Here is a 17,955-nt window from a genome sequence, read left to right as displayed (position 1 = left end):
ATGGATGCTTGAGAATCGAGCTTGCAAAGGGTGCCGGGAAGAGTTCAAGGTTACGGAAGCGCAAATTGACAGGATGCTTCAGGCGCCTATTTTTCAGTCGTATGAGGCATGCGTGCCTGATTCGGTTTACCTCGAGCGGTTAAGCATGTGCAGTAAGTGTCCGAAGCTGCTGAGCGGGAATACGTGCTCACTATGCGGATGTATTGTGCGGGTGGCCGCCAAACTGAAAGACAAAAGCTGCCCGTATCCGGGAGCTGCCCAGTGGCAGCGCTATATAGATTAGAGCAAAAAATGAGGCTTTCTCGAATGTCTGAAAAGACGCAAGAGACAGCCTCCTGTACGTTATTAATCTATTTCTTAATCAGTTTCAATTGTAAAGCTTGTTCCTCCGTCAAGATGAATTCCTCTTTGGGCCAAATTTCCTCATCCTTGTCTCTGCCGAAGAGACGAAGAATCTCAGTCCACACACCTTTTTCAATAGCTTCCGCGGCTGAAATCATAATTTTCAAACAAACCGCCTCCTCATATTGTTTCTATAAGTGTAGTAGCTCCTTCTGTTTTACATGCTCCTCTCCCCATGCGCACATGGCATCCAAAATCGGTTTGAATGACCAACCATAGGGGGTTAAGGAATAAACAACTTTGGGTGGCACTTGCTCATAGCTCGTTCTTTTCACCATACCGTCCTGCTCAAGTTCACGCAATTGCTGGGTCAGCATTTTTTGGGTAATATCGGGCATCAATCGTTTTAATTCGCTTGTTCGTTTGTCGCCTTTGTCCAGATGGCAGAGGATGACGACTTTCCATTTACCGCCGATTACATCAAGAGTAGCTTCAACGGGAACATTATAAGGCATAGCTAACCTCCGTAAAAATGATAGGAACTTATAAGTGCCTATAGTACTTTGTGGTATCTATATCACTTCAAAGTGCGTACTTATCAAATAGTTCGTGTGCTCCTATAATAACACTCAGACAACAAAAGTAAAATGTTGTTGCAGGTCACATTCATTTATTTAGGAGGATATCATGAGCCAAACAATTACACCATCTGCATCTATACAAAAAGAAAAGCTGCTTACCGGCAAATGGGCGCTCCTTGCGCTTGCCATCAGCGCTTTCGGCATTGGTACGACTGAATTTGTCCCGGTCGGTCTTCTTGCGTCCATTGCGGATAACTTGCATATCGGAATTACGCTGGCCGGGCTTCTGATTTCAGGCTATGCCATCGGGGTCGCGCTTGGCGCGCCGATCCTCACCGCCTTGACCAATCGGATGAACCGCAAGACATTGCTCATGGTTTTAATGGTCATTTTCATTATCGGCAATGCCGCTGCGGCGCTTTCCACATCGTTCGCGTTTCTGCTGGTCGGACGTTTCATTACCGCATTCTCCCATGGCGTCTTCTTCTCGATTGGCGCTACGATCGCCGTTCAGCTCGTGCCGCCGCAAAAAAAGGCCAGTGCCATCGCCTTGATGTTTACAGGTCTAACGGTTGCGACAGTTACCGGCGTTCCTCTCGGAACGTTTATCGGGCAAACGTTCGGTTGGAGAGCGACGTTTTGGGGAGTCGCATTGCTAGGCGTAATTGCGCTCATCGCGAGTGCAGCGCTCATCCCCAGAAATTTGAAACAATCGCCACTGGCTAAGTTCTCAGATATATTGCGCCTGTTAACGAATTCACGTTTGATTCTAGGATATGCTATCACGGCACTCGGATATGGTGGAACATTCGTTGCTTTCACTTATTTAACCCCGATTTTGCAGGATGTAACAGGACTTAATCAGCATATCATCTCTATCGTTCTGCTCGTTTATGGGATCGCGGTGGCGATCGGCAATTCGGTCGGCGGAAAATGGGCCAATCAGAATCCGCTTCGCGCGTTATTTTGGATGTTTATTGTTCACGCGGCAATTTTGATCGTGCTCACGTTTATGCTACCATTCAAAGTGGCCGGATTGATCGGCGTGTTTCTGATGGGGCTGCTCGCGTTCATGAACGTGCCGGGTCTTCAATTGAATATCGTCCAGCTTGCCGAAAAGTATGTTCCTTCCGCAGTGGACGTTGCTTCTGCTCTAAACATTGCCGCGTTCAACATCGGGATTGCTGCAGGCTCTATCGTTGGCGGAGTCGTTGTCGATTCCATCGGACTTAAGCACACACCGTGGATCGGTGGATTGATGGTTCTTGTTGCAGTGATCCTCACGGGCGTATCCGCCAAGCTGGAGAGAAAGTAATTAGGTTAATGATAAGGTCAAAAGCAGGGGACTCTCCATGACTATGGAAAGTCCCCAGTTGCTTTTTTATTTCTACCGCTTGGCTTCATCAATAAAATAATTACCAATAAACCTCCGTTTGTTCGGTATAATAAATGCAGCAAGCTGTAAGATTTCAATAAACGGAGGATTGAAATGAACATCGCGAAAAAAGTAACATGGCTGGAGCTTTTTTATGATCTGCTGTTTGTAGCGGCGGTTTCTAAGGCCACACATGTGCTGCTTCATGCCGAACACGAATCGATTGCACCTGAATACATCATCAAGTTTGTGCTGATATTTATTCCCATCTGGTGGGCATGGGTAGGACAAACGCTGTTTAATAACCGTTACGGTCAAGATGTTTTTGCTCATCGGATCTACATGATCCTGCAGTTGTTTTTTGTGCTTATCATGACATTTAGTCTTTCTACGGATTTTGATCGTTACTACGTTCCATTCTTCATTGGATACATAGGCTCGAGGGTGCTAACAGCTCTTCAATATTTAACTATTCAAAAAGGGGAAGTTTCTCACCGGGCTGCGACAGCGCGATTTCTGGGAACTCGGTTTTGGATCGGAATTATGATTTCGAGCGCCTCTTTATTTTTCGATTCGTGGGTACGGTATTTGATTCTATACGCAGGAATCGCCGTAGATGTCTTTCTGCCGGTCATCGGCAGACGGTTTTTGGTGCACACGCCTATCAATACACATCATTTGTTGGAGCGTTTTGCCTTGTTTACTCTAATTCTCCTAGGTGAATCCGTGGTGAGTACATTAGCTGTTTTACAGACTAGCAACGGCACTTTGGCATCGATTTTGTTTGCGGCATTAGCTTTTATTCTAGTTATTGCGATTTGGTGGCAATATTTTGAGAATATCGAGAGAAAAGTGGATAAGGAGCTGCAAACGGCCGGACAAACGATTATTTATGGCCATTTACTCGTTTATTTATCTCTGAGTACAATCGCGGCGTCGATTCAGCTTTTATTTTTGGAGCAATTGGACTACTTCTTTATGCTGGGCATGGTGTTTCTATCGGTTCTGCTATACTTTGTCTCGACGACACTCATTTTTCATCGATACAGGCATAAACATCTTCAATTGAGACCGGTTCATTTGGCCTTATTTTTAGGAATACTTGGTGGATTTTTTGTGCTGGATGTATTTGTTGTTGTACCGAACTATGCGATCATTGGTGAAATGGTGCTGTTCTTTCTGGTGTATGCGAGATTAGCCAGCCGTTAGATGACGATAGAAAAACTAGATTATTTAGTATAATGTCACAATTGATAGCTCTAAGAGGCTGTGCTATACTCTAGGCAACTTTTGGAAATCCGAAGGGAACAAGGGAGAAAGAGGAGGATCGACGCACATGTCAGCATGGATTGGACAAGGGGATGTAGTTTTATTTCAAGGGGACAGCATTACAGATGCTGGACGTATTCGTGACAATGAAAATGATTTAGGTAAAGGCTACGCGCTGATGGCAGCAGCCCAATTTTCGGCGAAATACCCGGAGAAACAGGTGCAATTCCTCAATCGGGGCATTTCTGGAAATCGTGTCGTGGATCTGCAGCAGCGATGGGATCAGGACTGCTTGAATTTGAAGCCTAACTTAGTCTCTATCTATATCGGGATTAACGATACTTGGAGACGTTATGACCGTAACGACCCGACGTCGACAGATAAATTTGAAATCGGTTACCGTGACCTGCTCACGCAAACGGCGGAGTCAGGCGCGAAGATCGTATTAATCGAGCCTTTTGTGCTTCCGGTACCGGAAGACCGCAAACTGTGGAGAGAAGATCTGGATCCGAAAATCACGGTAGTCCGAGAATTAGCCAGAGAGTTCGATGCACGTCTTGTGTGCTTAGACGGCTTATTTGCCCAAGCATCTACACGTGCTGAAAGTGCGTTCTGGGCGCCGGACGGCGTGCATCCATCTCCTGCCGGACATGCGTTAATCGCCAAAGCTTGGCTGCAGGCTGTCGGGGCCATCGAATAAAATTGAGAGATAGGCTTCACGCTAGCTGCGTGGAGCCTTTTTGTTTGCTCTAAAACTCGCAAAAAATGGAGGATTTCGACAATTTTTGTCGAATACGAGACTGTGCAGAGTTAAGCTGTTGAGAACATTGTAATGGGTAAAGGTGAGGGGCAAATGTATAAATTATTTGATGAAAGCTTACTCCTACACATGTTGGATCATATTGAAGACTCGATTTACATCATGAGCGTGGATGGATCCGATTTGAAATATTACTATTTGAACCGGGCTGCCACACAGTTTAGTGGGATTACAATGGAGTCCGTCGGGCTGACATTTTTTGATACGAATCCAAGGCATATGGCGAAATATTTATATAAGAAGTACATCAGAGTAGTTAACGAGCGGCGAACCATTAAATATGAGGATGGCTTTATTTTGCCGAACGGGATGTTAAGCGGGGAAAGTATTTTGACTCCTATTTTTGACGATCACGATAATCTGACGTATATTATCACCGTCACGCGCGACATTACCGAGCGCAAAATGCATGAGAATTTGCTTTACGATTACGCTTATCATGACGAACTCAGCAGGTTGTACAACAGGAGATACTTACTTGAACACGTGATAAGTCCGGCTGCGTTGTATTTGCTTGACTTAGACTATTTCAAAAATATAAATGATATGTTCGGACATGACGTAGGGGATACCGTTCTCGTAGAGGTCGCGAATCGTCTCAGTCAACAATTTGGCGATAAGTATACATTGGTCCGTCTAGGCGGAGACGAATTTATTGTTGTAGCCGACCACATCCATGAACCGGTGGAGCAGACGGCAGAGGCAATCATTCAACTGTTTCAACAAGCGTTCAACGTAAACGATCGGAAAATGAAGATTAGCGTTAGCATCGGGGTCTCTAAGCGAGAGGATCATGAGACGATTCAGGTTCTTCTCAAGCAAGCCGATATTGCGCTGTATAAGGCGAAAGGCGCCGGAAGAAAAAGATTTCATATCTACGAAGCCGCCTTCAAGTACGATCATGTTGAGAATTTCATTCACGAGCTGGAGCTTTCCCATGCGATTGAAAAAGAAGAGCTGTATGTACAATATCAATTGATCTACCATCCGGTGCGGGAAACGGTCATTGGTGCGGAAGCGCTTTTGAGATGGAATTGCGAGAGCCGCGGAACCGTCCAGCCGAACAGCTTTATTCCGGTTGCGGAGGAAACAGGATTGATTGTCGATATCGGTTACTGGGTTATCCGCCGGGCTTGCCAGGATTGGCACTTGTTAAAAAAAGACTATGGCTCCGAATTTAAAGTCTCGGTCAACATTTCCAGGGTACAGTTGAACGAAAAGGATTTCGTTCAGCAGATTTTGCGAATCTTAAAGGAAGAGCATGTCGCTCCCGGTGCCGTGGAACTGGAAATTACAGAGAGCACGACGATGCATTCCATGCAGGATGTCCAGCAAACGTTGAGCCAGCTGCGCGCCAATGGCTTTACGATTGCCCTGGATGATTTTGGAACAGGGTACTCTTCATTAAGCATGCTCACCTTGCTGCCGATCGATAAACTGAAAATCGACAGATCGTTCATCGCGGATGGCAATGTACCGCTCATTTCAGCGATGCTGGCCATGGCCAGCGCACTCCATTTGCAGGTAATCGCCGAGGGCATTGAGACGTATGAGCAGTACATCATGCTTAAGGAAATGGCGTGCTGGGGGATACAGGGCTATTTTATCAATAAGCCGGCTGATCTTGCCCTTCTGCCGAAGCAATCGGAAATCTTCGTGAATGGGGTAGGCAAAATATGAGTAGACGGCCAAAACTGCTTATTTTGCTGATCGTATTTGCATACTTGTGTGATAAATTTGATATAATGTAAGTGTTTGCAAGTGGGGTGTAGTTGCTATATTTCAAAGAGGGCAGGAGAAGAAAACATGCAAGAAGTTTCTGGCTATAAGTCTATAGCGCTAGATATTGCTCAAAGGATTGTAAGTGGTGAGTTCTCAATACAAAGAAAAATTTCAGGACGCTCTCTATTAGCTAGCCAATATCATGTTTCACCTGAAACAATTCGAAAAGCTATTGGTCTATTAAAGGATGAAAACATTGTTTCAGTCTCACAAGGCAAAGAAATCATTGTTTTATCTGATCAAAGGGCATATGACTATATAACAAAAAATAACTACTTGAAGTCGGTTTATTCGCTCAAACAAGAGTTAGAATTATTATTAGTTGAAAAGAAGAAAATGGATCATAAATTTGACATGATTCTTACTGAAATTATTAATTATTCAGACCGTCTTCAAAATCTGAAGCTTTACAATCCAATAGAAATAAACGTGAATGAATTATCCCATGTTGTGGGGAAAACCATTTCCGATCTTCAATTTTGGCAAAATACCGGTGCGACGATTGTTGCACTACGTCGAGGCGTAGAGGTAGCTATCTCTCCCGGACCTCATGTTATTCTAAGAGAACATGACATTCTTGTTGTAGTTGGTGATGGTAATACGTATCAGCGAACAAATCTTTTTATTAATAACAATTGTGTAGAAAACAAAGAATAGTAAAAAAAGCCCTTATTAGGATCATTTCAGTCTGTTGATATTTTTCAACAGGCTTTTTTTTGCTGCATTATTTTAAGCAAGCACCTTGTTTAAATATGGAGTGATCATTGAATGATACAATATGTAACATACAACTTTAAAAATAGTATTGGGTTGTCAGTTGTTGGCGTCTATGTTAAAGTAGTGAACTATAAAACAATTCAGTAGGAGGTTAATATGATCAAATTTGAAGATGTCGGTAAAACGTATCCGAACGGATATCAAGCGGTTAAATCAATGGATTTTGAAATAGCGAAGGGAGAATTCATTGTTCTCATTGGTCCAAGCGGCTGTGGTAAAACGACAACGATGAAAATGATTAATCGATTAATGCCGCATACTGAAGGCACGATTACGATTAACGGGCAAGACATCACGAAAGCGAATCCTGTAGAGCTTCGCCGAAATATCGGTTATGTGATTCAGCAAGCAGGACTTTTTCCGCATTATACTATCGAGGAGAATATTGCTCTGATTCCGGATTTGAAAGGCTGGAAGGCAGCGAAGAAAAAGGAGCGCGTGCATGAGTTGCTGCATATGATCGGTCTAGATCCGGCTCTTTTTGCAGGACGATTCCCCCGGGAGCTATCTGGCGGACAACAACAAAGGGTTGGTGTTGCCCGGGCTTTGGCTGCCGATCCGGAAATCGTGCTCATGGATGAACCGTTTGGGGCATTGGATCCGTTGACTAGAGAGCAGCTTCAGGATGAATTGATTAGACTTCAAAAAACTGTAAACAAAACCATCGTATTTGTTACCCACGATATGGATGAAGCTTTGAAGTTAGGGGATAGAATTGCTGTACTGAAAGACGGTTCCTTATTGCAACTGGACACAGCGGATAAGCTGCTAAAAGAGCCTGCACATGGTTTTGTAGAAACATTCATTGGAAAGAATCGTATTTACCAAAATCCTGATTTTATTTCCGTTAAAGATATTATGAGAGAGAACCCAGCGACTGCGCTTCCATCGCTTTCACCAGCTAGAGCACTATCTTTTATGAGGCAGCGGCGGACGGATACGTTGATTATAGGCGACGATAAAGGTAAGTTGATCGGCATTGTCTCGGCTTACGATTTGCAAATGAAAATGGAAGACATTCGATCCATTCAGGAAATAAGTCAGTCAGCTGTCCCCTATTTAGAGGAAACAGCAACAGCCAAAGATGCACTAATCGCCATTACAGATGCTAAATTCGGTATCATTCCGATCGTGGGACAAAGCAATAAAATTATTGGTGTCGTAACAAGGTCAAGTTTGCTAACCGCATTCGCTGATCATTGGGCAGGAAGAAAGGAGAGTTTATGAAACAAACGTTGTGGGAACAATTGATTACTCAATTTACTATGCGGTGGGAAGACTTGGGCGTCGCCGCATTTCAGCATATGGAGCTAGTGCTCATCTCGATGTTACTTGCTATAGTCGTAGGTGTCCCATTGGGAATTACCGTAACGCGCTTCCCCTTCTTGAAGAGTTGGGTCTTGGGAGGTACGGGGATCCTACAAACAATTCCCGGTTTGGCCCTGCTGGGTTTTATGATTCCCTTGTTTGGGATTGGGATTAAAACGGCGATAGCCGCGTTGTTTTTATATTCTTTGTTACCGATTGTCAGGAATACGTATACGGGTATTCAGGATGTGGATAAAGTTCTGATCGAAGCTGCCAAAGGAATGGGCATGAAGAACGTGCAGATATTGTGTAAAATCGAGCTTCCTTTGGCGCTAAGTGTCATCATGGCCGGCATTCGGACGGCGACGGTAATCAATGTGGGTACAGCAACCTTGGCAGCTTTTATTGGTGCGGGAGGACTGGGGGATTTCATTTTTATCGGTATTCAAAGAAATATTGATGCTTTAATTCTTATTGGTGCTCTTCCAGCAGCTATTTTGGCCATCGTGCTCGATTATTTGTTGGGAGGGTTGGAGAAGTTGACGACACCGAGAGGATTAAAAATATAATTTCAAATCAGTGGAGGGGAAAATGAAAATCAAAAACTTGCTAATTGTAAGTATCGTAGGTATTTTAGCTATTATAATGAACGGATGTAGTTCAAAGAGCAAGCAAGAAACGATAACGATAGGTTCAAAAAACTTTACTGAAAATATTATTTTGGCTCATATGATGGCAGATGTAATTGAGAATCAAACCGATCTTAAAGTTGAACGGAAATTTAATCTAGGTGGCTCTAACGTGGCATGGAAGGCTCTCCTGAACAACGATATCCAGATGTATCCGGAATATACAGGGACAATCGTTTCGAATTACTATCAGGAAATGACAGGTACCGCGGAAGAAACCCTTCAAAAAGCAAAGGATCTGTTGAAAAACGATAAGCTCGTTTTCGATAATCCATTTGGCTTCAATAATACGTATACCTTAGCGGTGAAAAAAGAAACGGTAGATAAGTACCAGTTAAAATCGTTTACTGATCTTGCCAAAGTATCGAATCAACTTATACTTGGTAGCGAATTCGAATTCAAGGATCGTCCAGATGGATATCCGGGATTAGAAAAGGTATACAAAATGGCTTTTAAATATGTAAAGGGCATGGATCATGGCATTATGTACCGGTCTTTGAATGACAATAGTGTTGATGTGATTGATGCTTTCTCAACGGACGGTCAGATCAAGCTGAACAATTTAATCATATTGGAAGATGACCAATCTTTTTTTCCACCCTATAATGCAGGGCCGCTGGTTCGTCAGGACATCCTGACCAAATACCCCCAACTTGCCGAAGCGTTGAACAGACTCCGAGATAAACTTGATGAGAGAAATATGCAAGAACTAAACGCAAAAGTAGATTCTGAAGGTTTAAAAGAGCAAAAAGTAGCGCATGATTTTTTAAGAGATAAAGGTATAATAAAATAGGGTTGTTATGGAAACAAAATTGGATTTATTTAAATGGAAGCAGTATGAATCGTCAATCATCTTACTAACTCAACTTTCGCACCTTCAAAAAACTAGTTAAGCTGCGAAAGTTGAGTTAGTTACCTCGAAGTAACTTATTTTCTAACACCAGGTAATCAGTTATACTCGTTGAAGTAGAGGATGCTAAGATGACTAAGGAGGCTTGTTTCATGAGTACCAATCATAAAATTGGCGGCGGAGGCTTTCATCACGTCGCGTTAAGGGCGAATGACTTTGAAGCGACGGTTAAATTTTACACGGAGGGTCTCGGTTTCACAGAAACGAACAGCTGGGGCGAAGGAGATAAACGAGTTGTTTTGCTGGACACCGGTGACGGTAATTATATGGAGGTTTTCGCTGGCGGGTCCGGCGAACCGAAACCGGAAGGATCCTACTTTCACGTAGCTTTTCGCAGCAATGATGTTGATAAAGCCGTTGCCGCAGCTGTTGCCGCCGGGGCGACAGTGACGGTTGAACCTAAAGATGCTGTATTGGGCAACAATCCTCCGACACCTGTTAGGATCGCATTTGTCAAAGGGTTGAACGGTGAAATTCTTGAGTTTTTCCAAAGCACGGGAGAAAACCAGTTGTAATGATGAGAGCCCTCCATTCGGATATGGAGGGTTCATTGCGTTCCAACCCGCGCTTTTTGCAATCGAGAAGGGGTATGGTACAATTTTTTGGGAATGAAAAGTAGGTTGGAGGTAGTCAATGAAAGCTTTACTATTTGAGCGGTTTGGCGGGCCCGAGGTACTGCAGTATGCAGATGTTCCTGAGCCAAGCTTAGAGCCTGGACATATTTTGTTAAAAACCAAAGCAATCGGGCTCAACTTTGCCGATGTTTACCGGAGACGGGGGAATTATCATTTGGCCGGAAAGCCGCCTTTCATTCTGGGTTATGAGGGGGCAGGTGTCGTGGAGCGGGTGGCAACGGATGTGGAGCATCTCCAAGTCGGCGACCGCATCGCTTTCTGCGATGTTCCTTTTGCCAACAGCGAATTAGTCGCTGTGCCTGTCGACCGGGCTATCCCTGTGCCAGCGGATATTGCTTTTGAACAAGCAGCGGGCATTCTGCTTCAAGGAATGACGGCGCATTACTTAGTCAACGACAGCTACCCGGTTCAAGCCGGCGACGATATCGTCGTTCACGCGGCAGCAGGCGGTGTAGGCCAGATATTGATTCAACTTGCCAAAAGCAAAGGAGCCCGGGTCATCGGTTTGACCTCATCGGACGCCAAGAAAACAGTCGCACTTAAGGCAGGCGCCGTCGTTGTATTCGGCTACGGCGAGGAATGGGCGCAAGAGGTGGTCCGCTTCACGGAGGGGAAACAGGGCGCGGACGCCGTCTATGATTCCGTGGGATCGACGCTGATGGACAGCTTTGCGGCTGCCCGAACGAAGGGGACGGTCGTTTTCTATGGCATGGCGGGCGGAGATCCGCCGCATGTTGATCCGCGAATGCTCATGGACACCTCGAAGACGCTGACCGGCGGTGATTTGTGGAACCATGTGACCACGCTAGCTAATCGAATCGAGCGGGCAGAGGCGTTGTTCCAGGCGCTGCGCGACGGCATTATTCAGATGGGCGGGATAACAAGTTTCCCGCTGAAGGATGGCGCTGAGGCTCACCGCCTAATTGAGAGCAGACAGAGCACGGGGAAAATCCTGCTCATCCCGTAGCCAAAGGGCCGTCTCATAAGTGAAATTAAGAGGGAAATTCCCATTAATTTGACCGCAGAAGCCTGTAAGATCCATTTAGCTGGAAAACCTCCCTCTATTCGCACCGATTTCGTGAGAATCTACGCAATCTGGTCAGATTAACGTGAGGTTTTCCTTCTAAATACCCTGCGAGGTCCTCTTTCCAGCGATTTAGAGGGGAATTTTCCAGTTAATTACCTTCGCCTTCTTCATGCCCCCAGCTAATCCCCAGCCCATGCCCAGAACATCTCTCAATAAGATAAGCTCATCCTCGGACAAGCCAATAATATACCCAAGTCTATACAAAGAAAGTCCCTATGCAATCGTCTCAGAATCGGGTATCGTGTTGGGATTGACACAACGCAGATGGAAACGAGGATAGGATGATGCATCTATGGAAAAAGCTTTCGGATATCAAGCTGCCCTTTTGGGTGATGTTTATGAATACGTTCAGCATGGCGGTTGGGTTTTATATGATGATTCCGCTGCTCGCCTCTTACTTGCTGCACGATTTGCTGCTAAGTGTGACGATCGTAGGCGTGATTTCGGCGATTCGCAGCTTTAGCCAGCAGGGCCTTTCTGCCTTGTGCGGCACGATTGCCGACCGGATTGGCTATAAGCGGACGATTATGATCGGGTTGTTTATCCGCACGTTTGGTTTCGGCATGTTTGGCTTCGTCCATCATGTGCCGGGGTTGATTATCGCGTGCTTCTTCTCCGGATTAGGCGCAGCGCTGTTTCAACCGGCGAGTTATGCGTACTACGCAGCGCTCTCGACGCCGCAAAACAGGATCACGGTGTATGCGATTCGCGAAATGCTAAGCAACATGGGGTTTGTCGTGGGGCCGGTGCTCGGCGCTCTGCTCATGGGGTTCCATTTCAAATATGTCAGCATGACGGCAACGCTGATATTTGTCTTTTCTTTTTTTCTGAGTCTATTCTTATTGCCGCAAATTAATAATGAAGGGATGCAATCGCAGGACGCCCGAATGTGGACGCAGATGAAGAAAGTGCTTCAAAACCGTCCCTTCCGCCGCTTTATGGTGTTCACCATGATGTCGTGGTCGCTCGTCGCACAGCTGTATATTGCCGTTCCGTTTCGCGTGAATCAGATTGCCCCCGGCGCCAATATCGGCCTGATCTACTCCTGCGGCGCCATTGTGATGGTCCTGCTGCAGGTGCCGTTTGCCAAGCTGGGCCATGCCAAAATGCAGCCCTTCGGCGTGCTGTCGCTCGCGACGCTGCTCCTTGCGTCAGGGCTTTTCACCATCGGAGTGACAGGTTCAATGATCGGGATTTATGCGGGAGTCATTGCGTTTATGATTGGGCAAGTCTTTTTGCAGCCGATGATGAATACGATGGTATCCGAGTTTGCCGGGAGCGGAAGTGTAGCCAGCTATTTTGGTTTTAACAGCTTTGCGCTGTCGATCGGCGCTATGATCGGTAACATTGGCGGCGGTTATTTGTACGATTTGGGAACGGTGCTTGGCTGGAGCGCGCTTCCTTGGATCGTCTTCCTGCTGTTTGGTCTTATTAATATTTTCTTCATGCTAAAAGAACAAGGCGGCCGAACGGACGCGAGGATGGCGCGGATGTGATAGATGTGATGGACTTGGCGATGCTTCTCTCGCCAGGTCTTCTTTTTATTTTGAACATATAGTCCATGCACTTGCTCATTCTATACATTCTACCTCGGCTGAAAGCATGCTATCCTGAGTCTATAAGACAACCAAGGGAGGCAAGAATTCACTATGAGCATGAACAAGTTGAATATTGGTGTCATCGGAGCAGGTTCGATTTCCGAAATGCACTTTGAGTCTTACGCGAAACAAGCTAACGCTAATTTATACGCTGTATGCGATCTAAATCGTCAAAGAGCAGAGGAAAAAGCAGCAAAGTATAACCTGGAGCATGTCTACACCGACTATCGCGAGCTGCTCGCCAACCCTGAGATAGATGCCGTTAGCATATGCACATGGAACAATACGCATGCTGAAATCAGTATAGCGGCTTTGCGTGCAGGCAAACATGTTTTGGTAGAGAAGCCGCTGTGTAAAACCGTTGAGGAAGCGCTGCGCATTCAAGAGGCCGTGCATGAAACGGGGAAAACGCTGCAGGTAGGTTTCGTACGCAGATACGATGCTAACGCTCAGCTCGTTAAAACATTTGTAGACAACGATAACTTAGGCGAAGTTTATTATGCCAAAGCGTCCTGTCTGCGCCGTTTAGGCAACCCGGGCGGCTGGTTTGCGGATTCGGAGCGTTCCGGCGGCGGACCTTTGATTGATATCGGTGTGCATGTCATCGACTTGTGTTGGTATTTGATGGGCAGACCGAAGCCGGTTTCCGTCAGCGGGAATACGTATAATAAGCTTGGCAACCGTGCGAATGTGCGCAATCTTTCCTTCTATAAAGCAGCCGATTATGATGTTGATCACAATACGGTTGAAGATATGGCAAACGCTTTAATCCGGTTTGAAAATGGGGCTTCCCTCCTTGTTGATGTCAGCTTTACGCTGCATGCCAAGAAGGATGAGATCGCTGTCAAGCTTTACGGAGATAAAGGTGGCGTGGAGATCGAGCCTGAGCTCGTTTTTGTGACGGAAATGCATGATACGATCTTGAATGTGTCCCCGCAAACGGATGCCAAGTCGATTAATGTGCCGCAAGCTTTTCAAAATGAAATCAATCACTTTATCGAGAGCTGCCAGACGGGGAGTACGCCGATTAGTCCTGTTGAAGACGGGGTTAACATGATGAAAATATTGTGCGGCATTTATGAATCGGCAGCCAAAGGTCAAGAAATTAAATTATAGTTCTGGGAACCAGCATGGAGGTACTTATATGAAATTAGGCGTTAGTACGTATAGTTTATTTCAAGCGCTGAAGTCCGGCGAAATGGATATAATGGCCGTTATCGATTGGATCGCAGATCAAGGCGGCGAGCATGTGGAAATTGTGCCGTTGGGTTTTGATTTACCGGGTAATTTTGAACTGGCTGACCAGATTCGGCAAAAGGCGGAGTCACGCGGCATCGAAATTTCCAATTACGCGATTGGCGCTAATTTTTTAACGGATTCCGAAGAGGCTTACCATAAGGAAATTGAGCGGGTCAAGGGCGAAGTCGATCTTGCAGCAAAACTTGGCGTCAAAAAAATGCGACATGACGTGGCGCAAAGCGCGGACCGTTCCATTTCGAATTTCAACCAACAGCTTGGGCGCATGGCTGAAGCCTGCCGTCAGATCGCGGATTATGCACTGACTTACGGCATTACGACAAGTGTTGAAAACCATGGCTATTTTGTTCAGCATAGCGACCGGGTTCAAGCTTTAATCCAAGCTGTAGACCGTCCGAATTTCCGAACAACTTTGGATATAGGCAATTTCATGTGTGCCGACGAGAACTCGGTTGCCGCGGTGAAGAATAACATTTCTTACGCTTCAATGGTTCATGTGAAAGACTTTTATTTGCGTCCATCGCACCAAAATCCGGGTCAAGGCTGGTTCCAGACCTTGCAAGGCAACTATTTGCGCGGGGCCATTGCGGGACATGGCGATATCGATATGAGAGAAGTGCTGCGCGTTATCAAAAGCTCCGGCTATGACGGCTACATCTCCTTGGAGTTCGAAGGCATGGAAGAGTGTAAAACCGGCACGTTGATCGGGTTGCAAAATATTAAGAGATTATGGGAAGATATGGAATAGGCAGCAAGCAAAAGTCTTGGGAAAGGTGTTGACGAATTAGGATGAACAATCCAATCGGTATCATGGTGGACAGTCTCCGTCTGGGCGTGCGGGACGGTTTGAAGAAAGCGAAGGAGCTTGGAGCGGACGGCGTGCAAATCTACGCTGTATCTGGCGAGATGGACCCGGCGAATTTAACGGCTGGAGCACGCAAGGAACTGAAAGACTACATCGCTTCTCTCGGTCTTGAGATTTCTGCTCTGTGCGGAGACTTGGGCGGTCACGGCTTCCAGGATGCCTCAGCGAATGCAGCGAAGATCGAGAAATCGAAGCGTATTCTCGACCTTGCAGTTGATTTGGGGACGAAGGTTGTCACGACTCATATCGGTGTCGTACCTGAGCAAACGAACGATCCGATTTACGAAACGATGCACCGGGCTTGCGAGGAGTTAGGCGTGTATGCCAAAAGTTTAGATGCCTACTTTGCCATTGAAACCGGTCCGGAAACAGCCGCTCATCTGAAAGGCTTTCTGGACTCCCTTTCAACGAATGGTGTCTCGGTTAACTTTGATCCGGCCAATATGGTCATGGTTACCGGCGATGATCCGGTTCAAGGCGTCATTACGTTGAAGGACTATATTGTTCATACGCATGTGAAAGACGGTGTTCGTCTGCGCCAGGCCGATCCGCGCGAAATATATGGCTCACTAGGGTATAAGCCGATGAGTCATGAGCAAATCGCCGAAGCCGCGACGTCCGGTCCTTATTATCGCGAACTTGCGCTTGGCGAAGGCCATGTTGATTTTGCGCGTTACTTCCAAGCGCTGCGAGACATCGGCTATAAAGGCTATCTGACGATTGAGCGTGAAGTCGGGGAGCAGCCTGAGAAGGATATTGCCAGCGCCATTGCATTCATACAAAAATATCAGTAATGAAAAATGGGACGGAGGATATAATAATATCCTCGGTCTTTTTATTTTCGCTAAAATCCCTATATGTTGTTGTCTGTTTGATTCCACAAATTGGATAGGTTTTTGAGCCGTTGGGACGGTCAGAAATGATAAGCCCACTTCGAAGTGTATACGGTGTCAGGTCCGAACAACATACTGCAGCATATAGGGGTCGTACATCTTGCAAAGACTAAAAGCACTTCGGGGAATATTGGAAAAAATGTTGTGGTTCGCACCTGCACTTATTTTAGGCATAGGCACTCTTCCTAACGTTGCGGGCAGTTTGTGGTGGGATGTGTTTGGAGTGCTATTATTTCTAACCGTCTTGTTCATTTGCGGGATAGGCTTGCAGCAGAAGGAAGATTTAATAGAGTAGACTAGAGAACCGTTATATGCTGCATAAGCGTTTGACGGTTTTTGACGTACGTATTTGTTTAAGAAAAATTAATCTATTCCTAATAATAAATTAATCATTTTGCTCTATCATGGAACTAAGGGAGTTGATAGATTTGACATCTTCTTACTTCGATCAATGGTTGGATGAGTATAATGATTATATGAGGTTGTACGAAATTTTTGGTGATAGGGAATACTTGGATGAAGCTTTAGAAATACGCAATAGTTTGCAAGTGATTGTAGCTAGAGCCGAACAACATAAATTAATCGTTTCGAAAGTCATGAGCAGTCAGATGCACGCATTTGGACAAGCAGGATAGAAACGTTTTAAAAATAAAGAGGCTGCCCCAGTCATTTCTATGACTTATGGGGCGGCCTCTATCCATATCCTCAACTATTCGGAAGCGGCCTCCGGTTGTGCAGCTGGCTCGGCGGACGCGTCCATCTTCTGTATGCCGAGAACCGTAACAAGAATGGTCTCTGGATCGGAGAGTATCTCAATGTGCTTCGGAACCTTGAGATCGGCAACGGTGAGATGCTCGCCTATGTTCAGCTGGCTAATATCCAGCGCAAGGGATTCGGGCAGCTTATTCGGCATGCAGCGGATCATGACTTCGTGCATCTCTACTTGGAGAATGCCGCCTTCCTTCGTGCCTTTAGCCTCTCCTGCAAAGTGGACGGCGATCGACGTCTCTAGCTTTTCTTTCATATTAATTTGCAAAAAATCAACATGCAGCAATTGGCCCGTCAGAGAATCTTTCTGGACATGATGGACAATGACGGATTCTTTTGTTTTGGAAGGCAAGGCAACTTTCAGAATAGCATGCGGATTGCGCTTCAGCGATGCGCGGATTTCTTTTTCCGGGACGGTGACATGCTCGGAATCCATACGAGAGCTGTAGACGACAGCGGGAATATGTCCTTGTTCTCGCAGTTTTTTCACAGGACCTGTTCGTTCAGATAGTAAAATCGTTGTGCTCATATTCTGCACCTCCGTAGCGTTGTAAAAAGCGGCGTTCTGCCCTATAGTCTTTTACCCGCCTGTACAAGCTTTCAAACAGGAAATAAATAGGGACTTTTTTTTCGTTTTGGGCTTCTTTATCTCGCCATTTGAGAGTAAAATAGAGGACAAGAGGAGGATTGATAAAGGATGAGTACACTGAAAAGTTTCACTGATTCCGATCAACAGATTTCGCTGGAATTGAGAGATGATCATCTGACTGTGCTGCGTTTGTACGGTGAAACGTCCATTTACCCTTTCAAAAATATTACTCTTGCCTCCGAGCCGATCCCAGAATATCCACAGAACCGAGTGGCGCTTACCGTTATTGATTTCAACACGGGTGTAACCGATTTCAAGTTTTCTTCTAGTAAAAATGATTTTGAGATTTTCGTCCGAAAGCTAATTGAAGTTCATAGTGAGTTTGTACCTAATCATTAAATTCCGAATAA

21 protein-coding genes are annotated in these 17,955 nt (G+C 45.6%); 18 read left to right on the top strand and 3 right to left on the bottom strand.

The genetic code is table 11. From position 1 onward, the window contains the following. Positions 1-4: 4 nt before the first annotated feature. The gene (locus tag GC097_RS19130) at positions 5-283 is read left to right on the top strand and encodes a DUF6171 family protein (protein ID WP_171684901.1); all 279 of its coding nucleotides are present in this window, start codon (positions 5-7) and stop codon (positions 281-283) included. 67 nt (positions 284-350) lie between these two features. On the opposite strand, the gene GC097_RS19125 is transcribed toward GC097_RS19130, so the two are convergent. Continuing rightward, positions 351-509, bottom strand: coding sequence for a hypothetical protein (locus GC097_RS19125; protein WP_171684900.1), 159 nt, complete (start codon positions 507-509; stop codon positions 351-353). Between the two features lie 24 nt (positions 510-533). After that, positions 534-857 (bottom strand): winged helix-turn-helix transcriptional regulator, encoded by a 324-nt coding sequence (locus tag GC097_RS19120; RefSeq protein ID WP_171684899.1) that lies wholly within the window; start codon positions 855-857, stop codon positions 534-536. A 172-nt stretch (positions 858-1,029) separates the two neighbouring features. On the opposite strand from GC097_RS19120, the gene GC097_RS19115 reads away from it, so the two are divergent. The 16 genes from GC097_RS19115 (at position 1,030) to GC097_RS19040 (ending at position 16,823) form a co-directional block, all read left to right on the top strand. Next, on the top strand, positions 1,030-2,238 hold the full coding sequence (locus tag GC097_RS19115) for an MFS transporter (protein ID WP_171684898.1): 1,209 nt from the start codon (positions 1,030-1,032) through the stop codon (positions 2,236-2,238). A 174-nt stretch (positions 2,239-2,412) separates the two neighbouring features. Then, positions 2,413-3,507, top strand: a complete 1,095-nt coding sequence (locus GC097_RS19110) for a low temperature requirement protein A (RefSeq protein ID WP_171684897.1) — start codon at positions 2,413-2,415, stop codon at positions 3,505-3,507. Between the two features lie 127 nt (positions 3,508-3,634). Further along, on the top strand, positions 3,635-4,267 hold the full coding sequence (locus GC097_RS19105; RefSeq protein ID WP_171684896.1) for an SGNH/GDSL hydrolase family protein: 633 nt from the start codon (positions 3,635-3,637) through the stop codon (positions 4,265-4,267). 153 nt (positions 4,268-4,420) lie between these two features. After that, complete coding sequence (locus tag GC097_RS19100) at positions 4,421-6,067, top strand: putative bifunctional diguanylate cyclase/phosphodiesterase (RefSeq protein WP_171684895.1); 1,647 nt, start codon at positions 4,421-4,423, stop codon at positions 6,065-6,067. A gap of 126 nt (positions 6,068-6,193) precedes the next feature. Then, on the top strand, positions 6,194-6,826 hold the full coding sequence (locus GC097_RS19095) for a GntR family transcriptional regulator (protein WP_171684894.1): 633 nt from the start codon (positions 6,194-6,196) through the stop codon (positions 6,824-6,826). 216 nt (positions 6,827-7,042) lie between these two features. Continuing rightward, positions 7,043-8,173 (top strand): betaine/proline/choline family ABC transporter ATP-binding protein, encoded by a 1,131-nt coding sequence (locus GC097_RS19090; protein ID WP_171684893.1) that lies wholly within the window; start codon positions 7,043-7,045, stop codon positions 8,171-8,173. Further along, positions 8,170-8,823, top strand: coding sequence for an ABC transporter permease (locus GC097_RS19085; RefSeq protein ID WP_171684892.1), 654 nt, complete (start codon positions 8,170-8,172; stop codon positions 8,821-8,823). The genes GC097_RS19090 and GC097_RS19085 overlap by 4 nt, the downstream gene beginning before the upstream one ends. A 22-nt stretch (positions 8,824-8,845) precedes the next feature. Next, the gene (locus GC097_RS19080) at positions 8,846-9,736 is read left to right on the top strand and encodes a glycine betaine ABC transporter substrate-binding protein (protein ID WP_171684891.1); all 891 of its coding nucleotides are present in this window, start codon (positions 8,846-8,848) and stop codon (positions 9,734-9,736) included. A gap of 209 nt (positions 9,737-9,945) precedes the next feature. Further along, a complete protein-coding gene (locus GC097_RS19075) occupies positions 9,946-10,368 on the top strand; it encodes a VOC family protein (RefSeq protein WP_171684890.1) in 423 nt (140 codons plus the stop codon). Positions 10,369-10,486: 118 nt separating this feature from the next. Continuing rightward, the gene (locus GC097_RS19070) at positions 10,487-11,455 is read left to right on the top strand and encodes a quinone oxidoreductase family protein (protein ID WP_171684889.1); all 969 of its coding nucleotides are present in this window, start codon (positions 10,487-10,489) and stop codon (positions 11,453-11,455) included. A gap of 404 nt (positions 11,456-11,859) precedes the next feature. Then, positions 11,860-13,071, top strand: a complete 1,212-nt coding sequence (locus tag GC097_RS19065; protein WP_171684888.1) for an MFS transporter — start codon at positions 11,860-11,862, stop codon at positions 13,069-13,071. Positions 13,072-13,230: 159 nt separating this feature from the next. After that, positions 13,231-14,289 carry a Gfo/Idh/MocA family protein gene (locus GC097_RS19060; RefSeq protein WP_171684928.1) on the top strand — a complete coding sequence of 353 codons (1,059 nt, stop codon included), beginning with the start codon at positions 13,231-13,233 and terminating at the stop codon, positions 14,287-14,289. A 28-nt stretch (positions 14,290-14,317) separates the two neighbouring features. Continuing rightward, positions 14,318-15,178 (top strand): sugar phosphate isomerase/epimerase family protein, encoded by an 861-nt coding sequence (locus GC097_RS19055; protein WP_171684887.1) that lies wholly within the window; start codon positions 14,318-14,320, stop codon positions 15,176-15,178. 41 nt (positions 15,179-15,219) lie between these two features. After that, positions 15,220-16,089 (top strand): sugar phosphate isomerase/epimerase family protein, encoded by an 870-nt coding sequence (locus GC097_RS19050; protein WP_171684886.1) that lies wholly within the window; start codon positions 15,220-15,222, stop codon positions 16,087-16,089. A gap of 199 nt (positions 16,090-16,288) precedes the next feature. Then, entirely contained in the window at positions 16,289-16,483 is a 195-nt protein-coding gene (locus GC097_RS19045) for a hypothetical protein (protein WP_171684885.1), read from the top strand. Between the two features lie 133 nt (positions 16,484-16,616). Continuing rightward, positions 16,617-16,823: a YodN-related protein gene (locus tag GC097_RS19040; protein WP_171684884.1), complete on the top strand. Its 207-nt coding sequence runs from the start codon at positions 16,617-16,619 to the stop codon at positions 16,821-16,823. Positions 16,824-16,897: 74 nt separating this feature from the next. Here the strand turns inward: GC097_RS19040 and GC097_RS19035 are convergent, their stop codons facing one another. Further along, positions 16,898-17,485, bottom strand: a complete 588-nt coding sequence (locus GC097_RS19035) for a 50S ribosomal protein L25 (RefSeq protein WP_171684883.1) — start codon at positions 17,483-17,485, stop codon at positions 16,898-16,900. 168 nt (positions 17,486-17,653) lie between these two features. Between GC097_RS19035 and GC097_RS19030 the strand changes: the two genes are divergently transcribed. Further along, a complete protein-coding gene (locus GC097_RS19030) occupies positions 17,654-17,944 on the top strand; it encodes a hypothetical protein (protein ID WP_171684882.1) in 291 nt (96 codons plus the stop codon). Positions 17,945-17,955 lie beyond the last annotated feature (11 nt).

The organism is Paenibacillus planticolens (genome assembly GCF_013141725.1).
Classification (GTDB): domain Bacteria; phylum Bacillota; class Bacilli; order Paenibacillales; family NBRC-103111; genus Paenibacillus_E; species Paenibacillus_E planticolens.
Note: the sequence above shows the minus strand (reverse complement) of the source record. Positions and strands in the feature narration are given on the sequence as shown.